We start from the raw sequence: 11744 nt of genomic DNA on the forward strand, positions 1-11744 counted from the left end.
GAGTACGGAACATGGCAATTGTTAAGACAAAACCTACCTCCGCCGGTCGCCGCCACCTGGTAAAGGTCGTCAATGACGAACTTTTCAAAGGTCGCGCGTACGCTCCGCTGCTTGAAAAGCAGTCAAAGTCCGGTGGTCGTAACAATAATGGTCGCATCACTACTCGCCACATCGGCGGTGGTCATCGTCACCATTACCGTCTGGTCGATTTCAAGCGCAACAAGGATGGCATTCCGGCCATCGTTGAGCGTCTGGAGTACGATCCGAACCGTAGCGCGAACATCGCGCTGGTGAAGTACCTTGACGGCGAACGTCGCTACATCATTGCACCGAAAGGTGTCTCTGCTGGCGATCGTCTCGAGTCTGGTGTTAACGCACCGATCAAGAAAGGCAACGCTCTGCCGCTGCGCAATGTCCCGGTGGGTTCCACCGTTCACTGTGTAGAGCTGAAGCCAGGCAAGGGCGCCCAGATCGCTCGTAGTGCAGGTACCAGTGCCCAGGTCGTGGCACGTGACGGTAACTACACCACGCTGCGTCTGCGCTCTGGCGAGATGCGTAAGGTGCTGTCCGAATGCCGTGCAACTCTCGGCGAAGTGGGCAACTCCGAGCACAGCCTCCGTCAACTGGGCAAGGCCGGTGCTAAGCGTTGGAGAGGCGTGCGCCCGACTGTTCGCGGTGTCGCGATGAACCCGGTCGATCACCCGCATGGTGGTGGTGAAGGTCGTACCTCTGGTGGCCGTCACCCGGTCAGCCCGTGGGGCGTCCCGACCAAGGGTCACAAGACTCGCAAGAACAAGCGCACCGATAAGCTTATCGTCCGTCGCCGCAAGGCCAAGTAACAGATATTGAGGGGTAACGGCTGTGCCACGTTCACTGAAGAAAGGTCCTTTTATTGACCTTCATCTGCTGAAGAAGGTTGAGACAGCAGTGGAAAAGAACGACCGCAAACCGATCAAGACCTGGTCGCGTCGTTCCATGATCCTGCCGAACATGGTCGGGCTCACCATTGCCGTCCATAACGGTCGCCAGCATGTCCCGGTTCTCGTTTCTGAGGAAATGGTCGGTCACAAGCTCGGCGAGTTTGCTGCCACCCGCACATACCGCGGGCACGCTGCAGATAAAAAAGCCAAACGGTAAGCCAGAGAGGATTTAAGAGATGGAAGTAGCTGCTAAGCTGCGCGGCGCTCGTTTATCCGCCCAGAAGGCCCGTTTGGTGGCTGACCAGGTGCGCGGTAAGCCGGTCGCCGAGGCGCTGAATCTGCTCGCTTTCTCACCGAAGAAGGCCGCGAAGATTGTTCGCAAGGTTCTGCAGTCCGCGATCGCGAATGCGGAAGAAAACAACGGCATGGACATTGACGAGCTTCGCGTCTCGACTATCTGTGTCGACGAGGGCATGACGCTCAAGCGCATCCAGCCACGTGCCAAAGGCCGTGCGGATCGTATCTTGAAGCGCACTTGTCATATCACCGTCAAGGTAGCCGAGAAGTAGGAGACGACCAATGGGTCAGAAAGTTAATCCGACAGGTTTCCGACTGGGTATTGTCAAGGATCATACCTCTGTCTGGTACGCCGAAGGCGCTACCTATGCCGACAAACTGAACAACGATCTGCAGGTGCGTGGATTCCTGGAAGAGCGTCTGAAAAGCGCTTCCGTGAGCCGCATCAGCATCGAGCGTCCGGCAAACAACGCCCGTATTACCATTCACACCGCCCGTCCGGGTATCGTGATCGGTAAGAAAGGTGAAGATGTCGACCGCCTTCGTCGTGAAGTTTCCGAGATGATGGGCGTTCCCGTCCACATCAACATCGAGGAGATTCGCAAGCCGGAACTCGATGCCAAGCTGGTTGCTGCCAATGTGGCAGGTCAGCTCGAGCGTCGTGTCATGTTCCGTCGTGCGATGAAGCGTGCTGTGCAGAACGCAATGCGTCTGGGCGCCAAGGGCATCAAGATTCAGCTCTCTGGTCGTCTCGGCGGTGCCGAAATCGCCCGTACCGAATGGTACCGCGAAGGCCGCGTTCCGCTTCACACCCTGCGTGCTGACATTGATTACTCCACCTTCGAAGCTCACACCACCTACGGCATCATTGGTGTCAAGGTCTGGATCTTCAAAGGCGAGATCCTCGGTGGCATCGAAGAGGTGCGAGCCAAGGCGAAGCAGCCCGCGTCCGCACCCAAGAAGAAAGGCAAGTAAGGGGGTAATCGATGTTACAGCCCAAGCGTATGAAATTCCGCAAGATGCAGAAAGGTCGCAACCGTGGCCTGGCGCATCGCGGAAGCAAGGTAAGCTTTGGTGAGTTTGGCCTGAAAGCCACCGGCCGTGGTCGTATCACCGCTCGTCAGATCGAAGCTGGCCGTCGTGCCATCACTCGTCACGTCAAGCGTGGCGGTAAGATCTGGATCCGTGTCTTCCCAGACAAGCCGATCTCCAACAAGCCGTTGGAAGTTCGTATGGGTAAAGGTAAGGGTTCTGTCGAGTACTGGGTCGCTCAGATCCAGCCCGGCAAGGTCCTCTACGAGATCGAAGGTGTATCCGAAGAGCTGGCCCGTGAAGCATTTAGCCTGGCCGCTATGAAGATGCCGATCTCCACCACCTTTGTTAAGCGGACGGTGATGTGATGAAAGCCCAAGAACTCCGTGAAAAGTCAGTCGAGGCGCTCCAGGAGCAGTTGTTCGAACTGCTGCGTGAGCAATTCAATCTGCGCATGCAGAAGGCAACAGGCCAGCTGAGCCAGGTTCACCTGCTCAAGCAGACTCGTCGCCAAATTGCTCAGGTTAAGACTGTGCTCAACCAGAAGTCAGGTGAGTAAAATGGCCGAAGAAACTAAAGCACGCACACTCACCGGCAAGGTGGTGAGTGACAAGATGGAAAAATCCATCGTTGTCATGGTCGAGCGCCGTGAGCGTCACCCGATCTATGGCAAGTACCTGAGACGCTCCACCAAGCTGCACGCCCATGATGAGGCGAATCAGGCTCGGATCGGTGACACCGTCTCTATCGCCGAGACTCGTCCGCTGTCCAAGAAGAAAGCCTGGACCCTGGTCGAGGTGGTTGAACAGGCCAAGGGTTAATCCCTAGGCCAGTTCCCACCAGGCAGTCAGATTAGGTTTGGAGAAAACCGATGATTCAGACTCAGACAATGCTGGATGTCGCCGACAACAGTGGCGCGCGCCGGGTGCAATGCATCAAGGTGCTGGGTGGTTCACACCGCCGTTACGCTCGTGTTGGAGACATCATCAAGGTCACCGTCAAAGAAGCTATCCCGCGTGGCAAGGTCAAGAAAGGCCAGGTCATGAAGGCAGTGGTCGTTCGTACCAAAGCCGGTGTCCGTCGTAATGACGGTTCCGTGATCCGCTTCGACGGTAATGCGGCCGTTCTGTTGAACAACACCAACGAACAGCCGATCGGTACCCGTATCTTCGGCCCGGTTACCCGTGAACTTCGCAGTGAGAAGTTCATGAAGATCATTTCCCTGGCGCCCGAAGTGCTGTAAGGAGCGGAAGCGGATATGCAAAAGATCAAACGTGACGATGAAGTCATCGTCATCGCCGGGAAGGACAAGGGCAAGCGCGGTACCATCAGCAAGGTGCTGAAAGGTGAGCGTCTGCTCGTGTCCGGTGTGAATATGATCAAGCGTCACACCAAGCCCAACCCGATGCTGGGCACCCAGGGGGGTATCGTCGAGCGCGAGGCTCCGATTCACGCGTCCAACGTGGCCATCTTCAACCAGGAGACCGGCAAGGCGGATCGTGTCGGAATCCAGGTACAGGAAGACGGTACTAAGGTACGCATCTTTAAGTCGACTCAGAAGCTGATCGACGCCTAACGCGAGTCGGGTACAACATGGCGAACTTGAAAGAACGTTATCAGAACGAAGTGGCCGCCCAGCTTAAAGAGCAGTTCGGCTACGCCAATGTGATGCAGGTTCCCCGCATCACCAAGGTGACCCTGAACATGGGTATCGGTGAAGCCACCGCTGACAAGAAGCTGATCGACAACGCGTTTGCCGATCTCCAGATGCTTTCTGGTCAGAAGCCCATCGTCACCAAGGCACGCAAGTCCATCGCTGGCTTCAAAGTCCGCGAAGGATGGCCGATCGGTGTTAAGGTGACCCTGCGCAGCGATCGTATGTGGGACTTCCTGGACCGTCTCGTGAACGTGGCTATCCCGCGCGTTCGTGACTTCCGTGGTCTGAACCCGAAGTCCTTCGATGGCCGTGGAAACTACTCCATGGGTGTGCGTGAGCAGATCATCTTCCCGGAGATCGAGTATGATAAGATCGACCGGATTCGTGGCCTGGACATCACCATCACCACTAGCGCCAACACCGATGATGAAGGTCGTGCGTTGCTGGGCGCGCTGAACTTCCCGTTCAAGAAATAAGGGTGGATCATGGCAAAGAAAAGCATGGTTGAGCGCGAGCTCAAGCGCACCAAGCTGGTCGCTAAGTACGCCGCCAAACGCGACGCACTGAAGACCATCATCAACGACGTCAACGCTTCTGAAGAAGAGCGCTTCGACGCACAGCTGAAGCTGCAGCAGCTGCCGCGTGATGCCAGCCCGGTCCGTCAGCGTAACCGCTGCCGTATCACTGGCCGTCCGCACGGCTACTACAACAAGTTCGGCCTGAGCCGCAACAAGCTGCGTGAAGCCGCTATGCGTGGTGACGTGCCTGGTCTGACCAAGTCCAGCTGGTAACACCACTGCAAGAATTCAGGAGCGCAACGTAAATGAGCATGCAAGACACTCTGGCGGATATGTTCACTCGTATCCGCAATGCGCAGATGGCCACCAAGGAGACGGTTACCATGCCGTCTTCCAAGCTCAAGGTTGAAGTGGCCCGCGTATTGAAGGAAGAGGGTTATATTTCCGAGTTTGCCGTCGCAGAAGGCGCCAAGCCGGAACTGACCGTGACCCTCAAGTACTTCGAAGGCAAGTCGGTTATCGAGAGCATCAAGCGTATTTCCAAGCCGTCCCTGCGCCAGTACAAAGGCAAGGGTGAGCTTCCGAAAGTCGCAGATGGCCTGGGTATTGCGATCGTTTCCACCTCCCGGGGCGTGATGACCGATCGTGCGGCCCGTCAAGCTGGTGTCGGCGGCGAAGTCCTCTGCACCGTATTCTAGGAGTTTGGAATGTCCCGCGTAGCCAAGTATCCGGTTAAATTGCCGAACGGCGTCGAGGCAAAGCTCGACGGCGACAAGCTGACCGTGAAGGGCAGCAAAGGCCAGCTGGAACTGACCGTCCACCAGGACGTGGTCATCTCTATGGAAGAAGGTCAAATGACCTTCGCTCCGTCCGAGACCGCCAAGAACTGGGCAATGGTTGGTACCACTCGTGCTCTGGTCAACAACATGGTGTCTGGTGTTTCCGTAGGCTTCACCAAGTCTCTGGAAATCAATGGTGTGGGTTATCGTGCCCAGGCCAAAGGCCAGACAATCAACCTGACACTGGGCTTCTCACACCCGGTCGACTATGAACTGCCGGCAAGTGTTACGGCTGAAACGCCGAAGAACACTCAGATCGTCCTCACGTCTGCTGACAAGCAGGCTTTGGGTCAGGTCGCCGCAGAGATTCGCGCATTCCGTCCGCCGGAGCCCTACAAGGGCAAAGGTATTCGGTACAGCGACGAAGTCGTCCGTCGTAAAGAAGCCAAGAAGAAGTAAGGCAGGGTTATGAACGCGAAGAAAGAATCTCGTCTCCGTCGTGCCCGCCGCGCTCGTGCGAAAATCCGCGAGCTGGGCGTGTTTCGCCTGTGCGTGAACCGCACCCCGCGTCACATCTACGCGCAGATCATCTCGCCGGATGGCGGCCAGGTCCTGGCCACCGCATCCACGCTCGACAAGAGCCTGCGCGAAGGTTCTACCGGTAACTCGGACTCCGCCGCCAAGGTGGGTGCTCTGATTGCCGAGCGCGCGAAGGAAGCGGGTATCAAGCAAGTGGCTTTCGATCGCTCCGGGTACAAGTACCACGGTCGCGTGAAGGCCCTGGCCGATGCCGCACGTGAAGGCGGCCTGGAATTCTAAAGGGTTTTACGATGGCGAATATCGAACAGAAGGGCGGTGACCTGCAAGAGAAGCTCGTGCAGATCAACCGCGTCGCCAAGGTAGTCAAGGGCGGCCGTATCTTCGGTTTCACCGCTCTGACTGTCGTTGGTGACGGCAATGGTCGTGTTGGCTTCGGCCGTGGCAAGGCGCGTGAAGTGCCGGTCGCGATCCAGAAGGCAATGGACCAAGCTCGTCGCAACATGATCAAGGTTGACCTGAAGGGCCACACCCTGCAGTACCCGGTGAAGGCTCGTCACGGCGCATCCAAGATCTACATGCAGCCAGCGTCCGAAGGTACCGGCATCATTGCCGGCGGTGCGATGCGTTCCGTGCTCGAACTGGCAGGCGTCCATGACGTCCTGGCCAAGTGCTACGGTTCCACCAATCCGGTCAACGTGGTGCGCGCGACCATCAACGGTCTCGCTGCCATGAAATCTCCGGAAGACATCGCCGCCAAGCGTGGCCTGTCTGTCGACAAGATTGCGGGGTAAGGCACCATGGCAGCTAAGATCACGGTAACCCAGATCCGCAGCACCATCGGCGTCCTCGAAAAGCACAAGGCCACTATGAAAGGTCTTGGCCTGCGCCGCATCGGTCACACTGTCGAGCTGGAAGACACCCCCGCGGTACGCGGCATGATCAACAAGGTTCACTACCTTGTCCGTGTTGAGGGAGAGTAATCCATGAAATTGAATACCCTGAGTCCGGCCCCGGGCTCCAAGCACGCTGCAAAGCGTGTCGGTCGTGGTATCGGCTCCGGTCTTGGTAAGACCGGCGGTCGTGGCCACAAGGGCCAGAAGTCCCGTTCCGGTGGCAGCGTCAAGCCGGGCTTCGAAGGCGGTCAGATGCCTATGCAGCGTCGCCTGCCGAAGTTTGGTTTCACTTCCGCGAAGTCTCTGATTTCCGAAGAAGTGCGCCTGAGCGAACTGGCACTGGTAGACGGCGAGATCGTCGACCTCGAAACGCTGAAGAAGGCCAACGTGCTTCGTGATTCCACGAAGTTCGCGAAGGTCATGCTCTCCGGCGAACTGGACAAGGCAGTCACGGTTCGCGGCATTAAGGTCACCAAGGGTGCCCGTGCTGCGATCGAAGCTGCCGGTGGCAAGGTAGAGGACTAAATGGCTAAGTCAGGAAACGTACCGGCGATGCAGGGAAGTGGGTTGAGCGAACTCTGGGCGCGTTTGCGCTTCGTGTTCATCGCCATCGTGGTGTACCGAATCGGTGCACACATCCCCGTTCCCGGTATCAATCCTGACCAGCTTGCTGCCTTGTTCAGGGAAAACCAGGGCACCATCCTGAGCATGTTCAACATGTTCTCCGGTGGTGCACTGGAGCGAATGAGTATCTTCGCGCTGGGCATCATGCCCTACATATCCGCGTCGATCATCATGCAGCTCCTGACGGTGGTCTCGCCTCAGCTTGAGCAGTTGAAAAAGGAAGGCGAGGCCGGCCGTCGCAAGATCAGCCAGTACACGCGCTACGGCACGGTAGTACTGGCCCTGGTCCAATCGATCGGCATGGCAGTCGGACTGGTCGGAAACGGTGTCGCCTATTCCGCTGACTTCAGCTTCTACTTCACCGCCGTGAGTACGTTCGTGGCTGGTGCAGTGTTCCTGATGTGGCTGGGAGAGCAGATCACCGAGAAGGGTATCGGCAACGGGATCTCACTGATCATCTTTGCTGGTATTGTCGCCGGGCTGCCGAGTGCCATCGGCCAGTCTTTCGAACTGGCGCGCAATGATGGTGCCTGGAATGTGCTTCCGCTGCTGGCGCTGACGCTGCTCGCAGTCATTACCGTTGCCTTCGTGGTGTTCATCGAACGCGGCCAACGCCGCATCACGGTGAACTATCCGCGCCGTCAGGTTGGCAACAAGATGTATGCAGGTCAGAGCAGCTACTTGCCGATGAAGGTCAACATGGCCGGGGTCATCCCGCCGATCTTCGCGTCAAGCATCCTGCTGTTCCCTGCGTCGATGGGTCAATGGTTTGGCCAGAGTGAAAGCATGCAATGGTTGCAGACGGCATCTCAGGCTCTCGGGCCGGGTCAGCCACTGTATATCTTGCTTTTCGCTGCCGCTGTAGTATTCTTCTGCTTCTTCTACACGGCGCTGGTCTTCAATCCGAAGGATGTTGCTGACAACCTCAAGAAGTCAGGAGCGTTTCTGCCGGGTATTCGCCCAGGCGAACAGACCGCCCGTTACATCGATAAGGTGATGACTCGCCTGACGCTGTTCGGCGCCCTCTACATCACCCTAGTCTCCCTGATGCCTCAATTCCTCGTTGTTGCATGGCAGGTTCCGTTCTATTTCGGCGGCACCTCTCTGCTCATCGTGGTCGTGGTGGTCATGGACTTCATGGCCCAGGTGCAGTCGCATCTGATGTCAAATCAGTATGCGTCGGTGATGAAGAAGGCCAACCTCAAAGGCTATGGCAGCGGTGGCATGATGCGCTGATTGCGCAGCCCCTGTTAGCAAACTGGAGAGAACGATGAAAGTTCGAGCTTCCGTCAAGAAAATTTGCCGTAACTGCAAGATCATTCGGCGTCGTGGCGCAGTGCGGGTCATCTGCACTGAGCCCCGCCACAAGCAGCGTCAGGGTTAATTCCCTCGACCCGCTTAGCTGAATACAAGCTCGGGTGCTGGCATACCCCCTTGTTCCCAATGGGATCAAGGGGTATGCTATTGCGCCCTTTGTGGATGTAAAATCCGCCGCTAACCTTTCGGAGAAAACTGATGGCCCGTATTGCTGGCGTCAATATCCCGGACAACAAGCACGCGGCGATCTCGCTGACTTATATCTTCGGGATTGGCCGTACGCGTGCACAGCAGATCTGCGCCGCTCTCGGTTTAGAACCGAGCGTCAAGATCGCTGATCTGTCTGTTGAACAACTGGACCTGGTTCGTGCCGAGGTGGGTAAGTACACCGTCGAAGGCGACCTGCGTCGTGAGATCACGCTGAACATCAAGCGTCTCATGGACCTCGGTTGCTATCGTGGCCTGCGCCATCGTCGTGGTCTTCCGTTGCGCGGTCAGCGCACCAAGACCAACGCACGTACACGCAAAGGTCCGCGTAAACCGATTCGCAAGTAAACGAACTGGCGTTTAGACAGGAAACATCTAATGGCTAACCCGAGTAAGCGCAAGAAGGTTAAAAAGCAGGTAGTGGATGCCATCGCGCATATCCACGCCTCTTTTAACAACACTATCGTGACGATCACAGACCGCCAGGGCAATGCTCTTTCCTGGGCAACTGCCGGTGGTTCGGGTTTTCGTGGTTCTCGCAAGAGCACCCCGTTCGCTGCGCAAGTCGCAAGTGAACGTGCAGCGACCGCTGCAGCCGAATATGGTGTGAAGAACGTCGACGTGCTGGTCAAGGGCCCGGGTCCGGGTCGTGAGTCCGCCGTGCGTGCTCTCAATGCCGCAGGCTTCCGCGTGCAAAGCATCACCGACGTGACCCCCATCCCGCATAATGGGTGCCGTCCGCCGAAGAAACGCCGCGTTTAAGGAGACAGACTCATGGCTCGTTATATTGGACCGAAGTGCAAACTGTCTCGTCGTGAAGGCACCGACCTCTTCCTGAAGAGTGGCGTGACTCCGTTCGAGAAGAAGTGCAAATCCGAACAACCCCCGGGTGTTCATGGCCAGCGCCGTCAGCGTCTTTCAGACTACGGCCTGCAGCTGCGTGAAAAGCAGAAGGTACGTCGCATGTACGGCGTGCTGGAAAAGCAATTCCGCAACTACTACAAAGAAGCCGCTCGCCTCAAGGGTGCGACCGGTGAGGTTCTGCTCCAGCTCCTCGAGACTCGTCTCGACAACGTCGTCTACCGCATGGGCTTCGGCTCCACGCGTTCCGAGGCACGTCAGCTGGTCAGCCACAAGGCGATCGCCGTGAACGGCCGTACCGTCAACGTTGCTTCCTTCAAAGTGAAGGCTGGCGATGTGGTCACCGTTCGTGAGAAGGCCAAGAACCAGGCTCGCATCCAGCAGTCTCTGGCACTCGCTGCCAACCGCGGTGATGTCTCCTGGGTCGACGTCGACTCCAAGAAGATGGAAGGCACTTTCAAGGCTGTCCCCGAGCGTGGCGACCTGTCTGCCGATATCAACGAAAACCTGATCGTCGAGCTGTACTCCAAGTAATGTAACGCCGGGCCGATTCGTCGGCCCGGCTGGAGTACCCAGATTATCCGTTTGGCAGCCTTAAAGGTGTTCTTATGCAGCGCTCAGTGACAGAGTTTCTCCGTCCTCGCGATATCAAGGTCGAGGAAGTCAGCGCCCATCACGCGCGAATCGTCCTCGAACCCTTCGAGCGTGGTTTCGGCCACACCCTGGGGAATGCTCTGCGTCGCATCCTGCTTTCTTCCATGCCCGGCTGTGCCGTCGTGGAAGCTGAGATCGAAGGCGTTCTGCACGAGTACAGCGCCATTGAAGGGGTGCAGGAGGATGTAATCGAAATCCTGCTGAACCTCAAGGACGTGGCCATCAAGATGCATGGTCGCGACGAAGCTGTGCTGGCGCTGAACAAGAAGGGCCCGGGTATCGTGACTGCTGGCGACATCGCTGGCGACCACGATCTCGAAATCGTGAATCCGGATCACGTCATCGCTCACCTCAATGATGGTGGCGAGCTGAAGATGCAGCTCAAGATCGCTCGTGGCCGCGGCTACGAAGCGGCAGATGCTCGCATCTCTGCTGATGACGAATCACGTGCCATTGGCCGCCTCCAGCTGGATGCGACCTTTACCCCGGTTCGTCGGGTCTCCTATGCCGTCGAGGCTGCGCGTGTTGAACAGCGCACCAACCTCGACAAGCTGGTGATCGACCTGGAAACCGACGGCACACTGGATCCGGAAGAAGCGATCCGCCGCTCCGCAACTATCCTGCAGGAGCAGCTGGCCGCCTTCGTTGATCTGGAAGCAGACAAGGAACAGGAAGTCGAAGAAGAGGAAGATCAAATCGATCCGATCCTTCTCCGTCCCGTAGACGATCTTGAGCTGACTGTTCGCAGTGCGAACTGTCTCAAGGCCGAGAATATCTATTACATCGGTGATCTCATTCAGCGCACCGAAGTTGAGCTGCTGAAGACCCCGAATCTCGGCAAGAAGTCCTTGAATGAAATCAAGGACGTGCTGTCCGCGCGTGGTCTGTCCCTCGGCATGCGGTTGGAAAACTGGCCGCCCGCAAGCCTGAAGGACGACAAGGCTTCCGCTTAAGGAAGCCCGGTCGGCTCAAGCCCCAGACTGGTAAGGAATCACAACCATGCGTCATCGTAAGAGTGGTCGTCACCTGAACCGTACCAGCTCTCACCGTGAAGCCATGTTCAAGAACATGTGCATCTCTCTGGTAGAGCACGAAGTCATCAAGACTACCCTGCCGAAAGCCAAGGAACTGCGTCGTCATATCGAGCCGCTGATCACCCTGGCCAAGCAGGACACCGTTGCGAACCGCCGTTTGGCGTTCTCTCGCACGCGCTCCAAGGAAGCGGTCGGCAAGCTCTTCAATGAGCTCGGCCCGCGCTACACCTCCCGTCCGGGCGGTTACCTGCGCATCCTGAAGTGCGGCTATCGCGCCGGTGACAATGCCCCGATGGCATTCGTCGAGCTGGTCGATCGCCCGGTTGCCTCCGAGGCAGCGGGCGAAGAGTAAGCTTCGGCTTGCTTCGTCCACAAGAAAAGGCCAACCCTCGCGGGTTGGCCTTTTTTTAT

Annotated in this window: 24 protein-coding genes; all 24 read left to right on the forward strand. The window is 57.4% G+C overall.

Going from position 1 to position 11744, the window contains the following annotated elements; genetic code table 11:
• Positions 1-11 precede the first annotated feature (11 nt).
• The 24 genes from rplB to rplQ all read left to right on the forward strand — a co-directional run bounded on the left by rplB (position 12) and on the right by rplQ (position 11685).
• Positions 12-839, forward strand: a complete 828-nt coding sequence (gene rplB / locus QD208_RS15345) for a 50S ribosomal protein L2 (protein WP_043334862.1) — start codon at positions 12-14, stop codon at positions 837-839.
• A 22-nt stretch (positions 840-861) separates the two neighbouring features.
• Entirely contained in the window at positions 862-1137 is a 276-nt protein-coding gene (gene rpsS, locus QD208_RS15350) for a 30S ribosomal protein S19 (RefSeq protein WP_024950655.1), read from the forward strand.
• Between the two features lie 19 nt (positions 1138-1156).
• Entirely contained in the window at positions 1157-1489 is a 333-nt protein-coding gene (gene rplV, locus QD208_RS15355) for a 50S ribosomal protein L22 (protein WP_043334859.1), read from the forward strand.
• 10 nt (positions 1490-1499) lie between these two features.
• Positions 1500-2192: a 30S ribosomal protein S3 gene (gene rpsC / locus QD208_RS15360; RefSeq protein WP_043334856.1), complete on the forward strand. Its 693-nt coding sequence runs from the start codon at positions 1500-1502 to the stop codon at positions 2190-2192.
• Between the two features lie 11 nt (positions 2193-2203).
• Positions 2204-2617, forward strand: a complete 414-nt coding sequence (gene rplP, locus QD208_RS15365) for a 50S ribosomal protein L16 (RefSeq protein WP_043334854.1) — start codon at positions 2204-2206, stop codon at positions 2615-2617.
• Entirely contained in the window at positions 2617-2808 is a 192-nt protein-coding gene (rpmC, locus tag QD208_RS15370) for a 50S ribosomal protein L29 (protein WP_024950659.1), read from the forward strand. The genes rplP and rpmC overlap by 1 nt, the downstream gene beginning before the upstream one ends.
• A gap of 1 nt (position 2809) precedes the next feature.
• Positions 2810-3070: a 30S ribosomal protein S17 gene (rpsQ, locus tag QD208_RS15375; RefSeq protein ID WP_043334852.1), complete on the forward strand. Its 261-nt coding sequence runs from the start codon at positions 2810-2812 to the stop codon at positions 3068-3070.
• 50 nt (positions 3071-3120) lie between these two features.
• The gene (gene rplN, locus QD208_RS15380; protein WP_043334850.1) at positions 3121-3492 is read left to right on the forward strand and encodes a 50S ribosomal protein L14; all 372 of its coding nucleotides are present in this window, start codon (positions 3121-3123) and stop codon (positions 3490-3492) included.
• Positions 3493-3507: 15 nt separating this feature from the next.
• Positions 3508-3825 (forward strand): 50S ribosomal protein L24, encoded by a 318-nt coding sequence (gene rplX / locus QD208_RS15385; protein WP_043334846.1) that lies wholly within the window; start codon positions 3508-3510, stop codon positions 3823-3825.
• A gap of 17 nt (positions 3826-3842) precedes the next feature.
• Complete coding sequence (gene rplE, locus QD208_RS15390) at positions 3843-4382, forward strand: 50S ribosomal protein L5 (protein ID WP_043334844.1); 540 nt, start codon at positions 3843-3845, stop codon at positions 4380-4382.
• A gap of 9 nt (positions 4383-4391) precedes the next feature.
• Complete coding sequence (rpsN, locus tag QD208_RS15395; protein ID WP_043334842.1) at positions 4392-4697, forward strand: 30S ribosomal protein S14; 306 nt, start codon at positions 4392-4394, stop codon at positions 4695-4697.
• Between the two features lie 32 nt (positions 4698-4729).
• On the forward strand, positions 4730-5122 hold the full coding sequence (rpsH, locus tag QD208_RS15400) for a 30S ribosomal protein S8 (protein ID WP_043334840.1): 393 nt from the start codon (positions 4730-4732) through the stop codon (positions 5120-5122).
• Between the two features lie 9 nt (positions 5123-5131).
• A complete protein-coding gene (gene rplF, locus QD208_RS15405; protein ID WP_043334838.1) occupies positions 5132-5662 on the forward strand; it encodes a 50S ribosomal protein L6 in 531 nt (176 codons plus the stop codon).
• 9 nt (positions 5663-5671) lie between these two features.
• Positions 5672-6022 (forward strand): 50S ribosomal protein L18, encoded by a 351-nt coding sequence (gene rplR, locus QD208_RS15410; protein ID WP_024950667.1) that lies wholly within the window; start codon positions 5672-5674, stop codon positions 6020-6022.
• Positions 6023-6033: 11 nt separating this feature from the next.
• Positions 6034-6534, forward strand: a complete 501-nt coding sequence (rpsE, locus tag QD208_RS15415) for a 30S ribosomal protein S5 (RefSeq protein WP_054556902.1) — start codon at positions 6034-6036, stop codon at positions 6532-6534.
• Positions 6535-6540: 6 nt separating this feature from the next.
• On the forward strand, positions 6541-6723 hold the full coding sequence (rpmD, locus tag QD208_RS15420) for a 50S ribosomal protein L30 (RefSeq protein WP_024950669.1): 183 nt from the start codon (positions 6541-6543) through the stop codon (positions 6721-6723).
• Between the two features lie 3 nt (positions 6724-6726).
• The gene (rplO, locus tag QD208_RS15425) at positions 6727-7161 is read left to right on the forward strand and encodes a 50S ribosomal protein L15 (RefSeq protein WP_043334834.1); all 435 of its coding nucleotides are present in this window, start codon (positions 6727-6729) and stop codon (positions 7159-7161) included.
• Positions 7162-8496, forward strand: a complete 1335-nt coding sequence (gene secY, locus QD208_RS15430) for a preprotein translocase subunit SecY (protein ID WP_043334831.1) — start codon at positions 7162-7164, stop codon at positions 8494-8496.
• Between the two features lie 34 nt (positions 8497-8530).
• Positions 8531-8644: a 50S ribosomal protein L36 gene (gene rpmJ / locus QD208_RS15435; RefSeq protein ID WP_077373351.1), complete on the forward strand. Its 114-nt coding sequence runs from the start codon at positions 8531-8533 to the stop codon at positions 8642-8644.
• A 131-nt stretch (positions 8645-8775) separates the two neighbouring features.
• The gene (rpsM, locus tag QD208_RS15440; RefSeq protein ID WP_024950672.1) at positions 8776-9132 is read left to right on the forward strand and encodes a 30S ribosomal protein S13; all 357 of its coding nucleotides are present in this window, start codon (positions 8776-8778) and stop codon (positions 9130-9132) included.
• A gap of 30 nt (positions 9133-9162) precedes the next feature.
• A complete protein-coding gene (rpsK, locus tag QD208_RS15445) occupies positions 9163-9546 on the forward strand; it encodes a 30S ribosomal protein S11 (RefSeq protein WP_043334827.1) in 384 nt (127 codons plus the stop codon).
• A gap of 12 nt (positions 9547-9558) precedes the next feature.
• The gene (gene rpsD / locus QD208_RS15450; RefSeq protein ID WP_043334824.1) at positions 9559-10179 is read left to right on the forward strand and encodes a 30S ribosomal protein S4; all 621 of its coding nucleotides are present in this window, start codon (positions 9559-9561) and stop codon (positions 10177-10179) included.
• 74 nt (positions 10180-10253) lie between these two features.
• Positions 10254-11252 (forward strand): DNA-directed RNA polymerase subunit alpha, encoded by a 999-nt coding sequence (rpoA, locus tag QD208_RS15455; RefSeq protein WP_043334822.1) that lies wholly within the window; start codon positions 10254-10256, stop codon positions 11250-11252.
• A 46-nt stretch (positions 11253-11298) separates the two neighbouring features.
• Positions 11299-11685 carry a 50S ribosomal protein L17 gene (gene rplQ / locus QD208_RS15460; protein ID WP_043334820.1) on the forward strand — a complete coding sequence of 129 codons (387 nt, stop codon included), beginning with the start codon at positions 11299-11301 and terminating at the stop codon, positions 11683-11685.
• Positions 11686-11744: the final 59 nt, after the last annotated feature.

It is taken from the genome of Cobetia sp. 29-18-1, assembly GCF_029846405.1.
Taxonomy (GTDB): Bacteria; Pseudomonadota; Gammaproteobacteria; order Pseudomonadales; family Halomonadaceae; genus Cobetia; species Cobetia amphilecti.

Coding starts and splice junctions, on each gene's coding strand:
- rplO (WP_043334834.1), top strand. CDS start 6,727: ATGAAATTGAATACCCTGAGTCCGGCCCCGGGCTCCAAGCACGCTGCA.
- rplV (WP_043334859.1), top strand. CDS start 1,157: ATGGAAGTAGCTGCTAAGCTGCGCGGCGCTCGTTTATCCGCCCAGAAG.
- rpsK (WP_043334827.1), top strand. CDS start 9,163: ATGGCTAACCCGAGTAAGCGCAAGAAGGTTAAAAAGCAGGTAGTGGAT.
- rplN (WP_043334850.1), top strand. CDS start 3,121: ATGATTCAGACTCAGACAATGCTGGATGTCGCCGACAACAGTGGCGCG.
- rpmJ (WP_077373351.1), top strand. CDS start 8,531: ATGAAAGTTCGAGCTTCCGTCAAGAAAATTTGCCGTAACTGCAAGATC.
- rplQ (WP_043334820.1), top strand. CDS start 11,299: ATGCGTCATCGTAAGAGTGGTCGTCACCTGAACCGTACCAGCTCTCAC.
- rpsC (WP_043334856.1), top strand. CDS start 1,500: ATGGGTCAGAAAGTTAATCCGACAGGTTTCCGACTGGGTATTGTCAAG.
- rplE (WP_043334844.1), top strand. CDS start 3,843: ATGGCGAACTTGAAAGAACGTTATCAGAACGAAGTGGCCGCCCAGCTT.
- rpsQ (WP_043334852.1), top strand. CDS start 2,810: ATGGCCGAAGAAACTAAAGCACGCACACTCACCGGCAAGGTGGTGAGT.
- rpmD (WP_024950669.1), top strand. CDS start 6,541: ATGGCAGCTAAGATCACGGTAACCCAGATCCGCAGCACCATCGGCGTC.
- rplB (WP_043334862.1), top strand. CDS start 12: ATGGCAATTGTTAAGACAAAACCTACCTCCGCCGGTCGCCGCCACCTG.
- rplR (WP_024950667.1), top strand. CDS start 5,672: ATGAACGCGAAGAAAGAATCTCGTCTCCGTCGTGCCCGCCGCGCTCGT.
- rpsH (WP_043334840.1), top strand. CDS start 4,730: ATGAGCATGCAAGACACTCTGGCGGATATGTTCACTCGTATCCGCAAT.
- rpsE (WP_054556902.1), top strand. CDS start 6,034: ATGGCGAATATCGAACAGAAGGGCGGTGACCTGCAAGAGAAGCTCGTG.
- rpmC (WP_024950659.1), top strand. CDS start 2,617: ATGAAAGCCCAAGAACTCCGTGAAAAGTCAGTCGAGGCGCTCCAGGAG.
- rpsN (WP_043334842.1), top strand. CDS start 4,392: ATGGCAAAGAAAAGCATGGTTGAGCGCGAGCTCAAGCGCACCAAGCTG.
- secY (WP_043334831.1), top strand. CDS start 7,162: ATGGCTAAGTCAGGAAACGTACCGGCGATGCAGGGAAGTGGGTTGAGC.
- rplX (WP_043334846.1), top strand. CDS start 3,508: ATGCAAAAGATCAAACGTGACGATGAAGTCATCGTCATCGCCGGGAAG.
- rplF (WP_043334838.1), top strand. CDS start 5,132: ATGTCCCGCGTAGCCAAGTATCCGGTTAAATTGCCGAACGGCGTCGAG.
- rpsD (WP_043334824.1), top strand. CDS start 9,559: ATGGCTCGTTATATTGGACCGAAGTGCAAACTGTCTCGTCGTGAAGGC.
- rpoA (WP_043334822.1), top strand. CDS start 10,254: ATGCAGCGCTCAGTGACAGAGTTTCTCCGTCCTCGCGATATCAAGGTC.
- rplP (WP_043334854.1), top strand. CDS start 2,204: ATGTTACAGCCCAAGCGTATGAAATTCCGCAAGATGCAGAAAGGTCGC.
- rpsM (WP_024950672.1), top strand. CDS start 8,776: ATGGCCCGTATTGCTGGCGTCAATATCCCGGACAACAAGCACGCGGCG.